A 4,308-nucleotide genomic window follows, 5' to 3' on the forward strand; every position below is an offset into this window, starting at 1 on the left:
TCCGGATCCGGATTAATATAAAACTTAAATTTTGTCTTATAACCGGTCTTATCTCCCTTTCCTTTGGCCACATAGGAAACCTTAGGAAGACGAGGATTTTCTTCCTCGTAAATCTTCTTAATCTCTGCAGAACCGGTTTTGTACTCCTCCCTCTCTCTAAAATTATAGAAAGCATCGGAAATTTCTTTTCCCTCATAAATCGGTTTGATTTCTCGCCTTCCCGCTTCCTCCTTATAGGGTCCGAAAACTCTTCTATCTCTTTTATAACCTGTAGGAGCTTCCATCTCCATCAGGTAGTAAATATTTTCTGTAGGAAAATTTGAATCATACGCCTCACCGGAGAAACGCACCTGTCCCTTTGCATCGGTAACGCCGTAGTCATGGGCCATACCTAGAAGGGCATCCTTACTTGCCGTTTTCAAAAAGGGTAAGTATTTCTCTTCAAAAAGGCCAAACTCCGCTCCTGCCAGGGGAAGACTTACCTTATTATCTGCAAGGGAATCCTTCTTGTTAATGACATAGCGCACCTTCTTGGAGCCGGTGGAATAGTCAAAGGACTGGGCCTTTATCGACTTTTTCGCAATAGAATCCGGGGCTCCGGAAGCCTTTTTCACATATACCACATTTTCAAAAGGTGGTGTCGTATTTTCAATATCCGCCGTAATATCCGTGGAATAAGCCAAAACATAGGTATCGGTAGTGGAATTCTTTAAAGTGATTTCCAGCTCTGTCACCAGGTCATGCAGATCATCAAAATGACGAAGTCGCTTGGCTTCCCACTCCGTATCCGGCACAAGGGTAGCATTGTTGGGATCATTTACATCTCCGTTAATCTCTATAGAATGATCCTGATGCTTTACTCTATAGAGCTTAATGGACTTCATATCCAGGAATAACCCTTTGGGAATCTTATCCAGCAGTACGGTTCCTCCGGTAATATTTCCGCCCAGAGGATTAATCAGCACCTTCCAGTTCATAACCCCCTGATAGCGGGAACCTGCCTTACCCTGTTCTCCCTCCTTGACCAAGATCTTATTGGGAATCACCTGGGTTTTTCCGGTTCCTGAGGCTGTTGCGTCATGAACAATCGGATTTCCGCCATTTAAATAGGTGGGGAAGCTGGTAGAGGTGATAGTCACTCTATTGGTGGTGCTGATGGTGGCTTCCTGCAAATTAAGCCCAGCCGCATTGGTAGTTTCAAAAAGAACATCCTGCCCTTCCTGATTCAGATAAACATAAATATCCATGTACAGGGTATCACTTAAAGGATTTTGCAAGTTCAGTTCTACCCTCTTTGCCACATTATCTACCGTCAGCTCACTGCCGGATACAATCTGTTCCGCAGTTCCGCTTCCGATTCTTGCCAGTGTGGGATATTTGCTGTCCGATGCCGTGGTAATGGTAAAATACTTGGAATCCAAAGGCTGTGTCTGCCCGTTGGGCTTTTGGTATTTAAAGATATTTTGCAGGTCATCCTGTAATACAAAGTTCTTCAAATCTTCCATACGACTGGCATTTGCCGTAATTTGGAAACGGAAATAGGCACGCTTCTGCTCATCATCGTAAAAGCTTTGCACCGTTTTTCTCAGCATATCCGGGCTCATTTTCTGAGGCTCCGCCACAGACCTCACCGTCTTAAAGGGGTTTATATCCTCCTTATGGGTATAGAGGGATAGGGTGGCATTACTACCAAAAGACTGAGTTCCATCTTTTCTCGTCATATAGTACAGTGCCTTGGAATCGTGATTCCAGGACAGTAAGCCAATATCAAAACGCTCTTCTACAGGAACTGCGTTGTTTCGGATTACGGTTAATTCCACATTTCCCCCTGCCGGAGCTCCGGTGCTGGGAAGATAGGTCAGGTTTAAGGTAGCAATAGGAGTAACCCCGTCGCTTGCCATAATGGTTTCCGTCTGTGTTTGATTCACAAGCTTGTCTCTACTTGCCTTATCCACAAACAGGTTAGAGGCGGAAGCCCCTTCTCCATAGCGAAGATTTAGGCTGTTAAATTCATGATACTGTCCATTGTTGATAACCAGCTTTAATTTTTCATAATTTTCCTTGGTGGTGGCCTTTACCCTCCAGTTTAACAGAGCCTTTCTGGAATCCGTTCCTGTTCCCTTAATTTCCAGGAAAATGGACTTAAAGGGGGCGGAAATGGTTGGGGTTTCATTAAAGAGTTCCTCGGAAATTCCGCTGCCTACCCCGTCCCCTGTGGGATAGGTGGCTACCACCTGGGCCTTGTTCCCAATGCTTGTGTCTGTGCCGCTTCCCTGTAAAGGAAAGTCTTCCGCAACAAGCGTATCAAATTCGATACTGTAGGGCTCCTTAAAGCGAGTGCCGAAGGCAAGGGTCAAGGTATCTCCCCCATTAGGGCCTGTGCCCTTACTATAGTCATAGGATACATCATTAACGTCTCCAAAGCCTCTTCCCGCCAGATTCACATGATTGTTATTGGGCTTTAAAACGGTGGCCTCTCTATCTCCATAGCGAATGGTGATTCCCTTGCTCTCATCTAAAGTAAGGCCCTTCCCCAGATTATCCAATACTCTGGCTTGATAGGCTGCCGCTCTGTTGTTATTAAAGTCCATTTTCCAACGGACACGATTTCCGCTAACCTGTGTTCCGCTCTTATTTAAGCTAATCTTCGGAATCGTGGTTAAGGCAAAGGTAGATCTTTTGCTCGTATCCTTGGGAAGACGAGCTTCACTTTTATGACTTAAGCTCACGTTATTTCTAAGGGTAGTGGCATTTTTATCCTTATATACCTCTCCCCGAATGCCGGTAACGATCCGAATCGTCTGAGGAGCACGAATCACTTCTCCGCTCTCCGGGAAGGTATAGCTGTAGGTGCTCATACCACTTCCGCCTCCCGAAGCTTCCGTCATTTGGAGAGTCATATCCTGACCGGTTAAGGGATCTTTCTTTCCCAACCAGGTAGCCGATTTAAAGACCTGATGGTTGCTTGGAAAACTGTCGGTAACTGTTAAACCGTTTAAGGCAACACCGGGAGAATCCTCTCCCACAGTAATATTCCATGCCACCTGTCCCTTGGCAGGCTGTGCATCCGCCACCTTCTTTACCCCGGAAATCACGGATGGCAGGGGTGGAAGAATGATTTTATAATTTTGCTCCGGCAAGGAAATCTCTACAGAATTATCCGTCTTTTCCGTAAGCTTAGTAGAGTCCAGGCTAAAATCCAAGGTGATGATTCCTTTAATCTCCCCATAAGCGGAAAGCTCAAAATCCTGTAAGAATTCCACTTCCAGCTCCCAATTCTTGGTGGCAGGATTCTCCCGGATAGTAAATTTATAGAATTTTTTAGCGGGATATCCGGTATTGTAATAGGTACCGGCTCCTTTTGCCCGTAAAATAGAAGGGAAGCTGAAGAGAATTTTTTCTCCATTTTTTACGGTAAAGCTGTCTCCCGGCCTTACCAAACGGATATCCATATGTAAGTTTTCCACTTCATAGGGAGAGTAATTCTCATTTAATTTCCAGCTAACGGTATTTCCTTCTTTTCCAACTTGCTGAAAATCCTTTTGTCCTCCCCTGTTCTTTAGCTGTACATTGATGTTATTTAAAGTAAATTTTACATCATTTAAAATATGATCTGTGGCATTGACCTCTCCTTTATAAATTCCAATGGTGGAGAAGCTATCCAGACTAAACTGAATTCGTTCTTTCTTGCTGAAGAAGGCCTTGTTTTCCTTAACCTCCAAATCCTCCACAAGAATATCTTCTTTATGCAGATTCGGAATCTCTAAGCTGTTGATTCCCTCCTGCTTTTTTTCCTGCTTAATGGGTAGGTGGGTTACCTGCAGCTTTCCCTCTCCCTGCAAAGCCTCCTGAAGAGTAAAATTAATCTTTACACTGCCCTTTTCCGGCTGAACCTCTTCCCAATCTCCGGTTTTTTCTTCCTTAAGGAAAAAACCTACATCATAAAGTCTAAGGTCATGAAGTACAAAGCCCTCTTCCCCGGCACTTTCCCCATTCTCTGTATCTTGTTTCCCTTCGTTTTTTGCTTCCAGTAAAGCCTCTTTATAAGCCCGGTACTGCTCTTTTCTTTCCTCCTCTAAAATCGGACGAACCAAAAATACAACGCCCTTCGGCAGACTTTCCGGATATTCCAGCTCGGCATTTACGCTAATCTCATCATCCTTATATTGAAATTGCTTTTTCTCGTTTCTTTCGATGGTAGAGTAGGACAAAGTAGGAAGTGTTTCCCCTTCCGTTTCTTCACTCTCCGCTCCCTTAGCACTTTCTTTTACTGAAAATCCTTCCTGCTCATTCGCTTCCCTGCTTTGA

Annotated in this window: 1 pseudogene; it reads right to left on the minus strand. The window is 44.4% G+C overall.

The window, feature by feature from the left end:
- Nucleotides 1–4,308, minus strand: a pseudogene (locus tag RYO92_RS10885) (hypothetical protein); the annotation flags it as partial.

The sequence above is a fragment of the Oribacterium sinus genome, assembly GCF_963553175.1.
Lineage (GTDB): Bacteria > Bacillota > Clostridia > Lachnospirales > Lachnospiraceae > Oribacterium > Oribacterium sinus_B.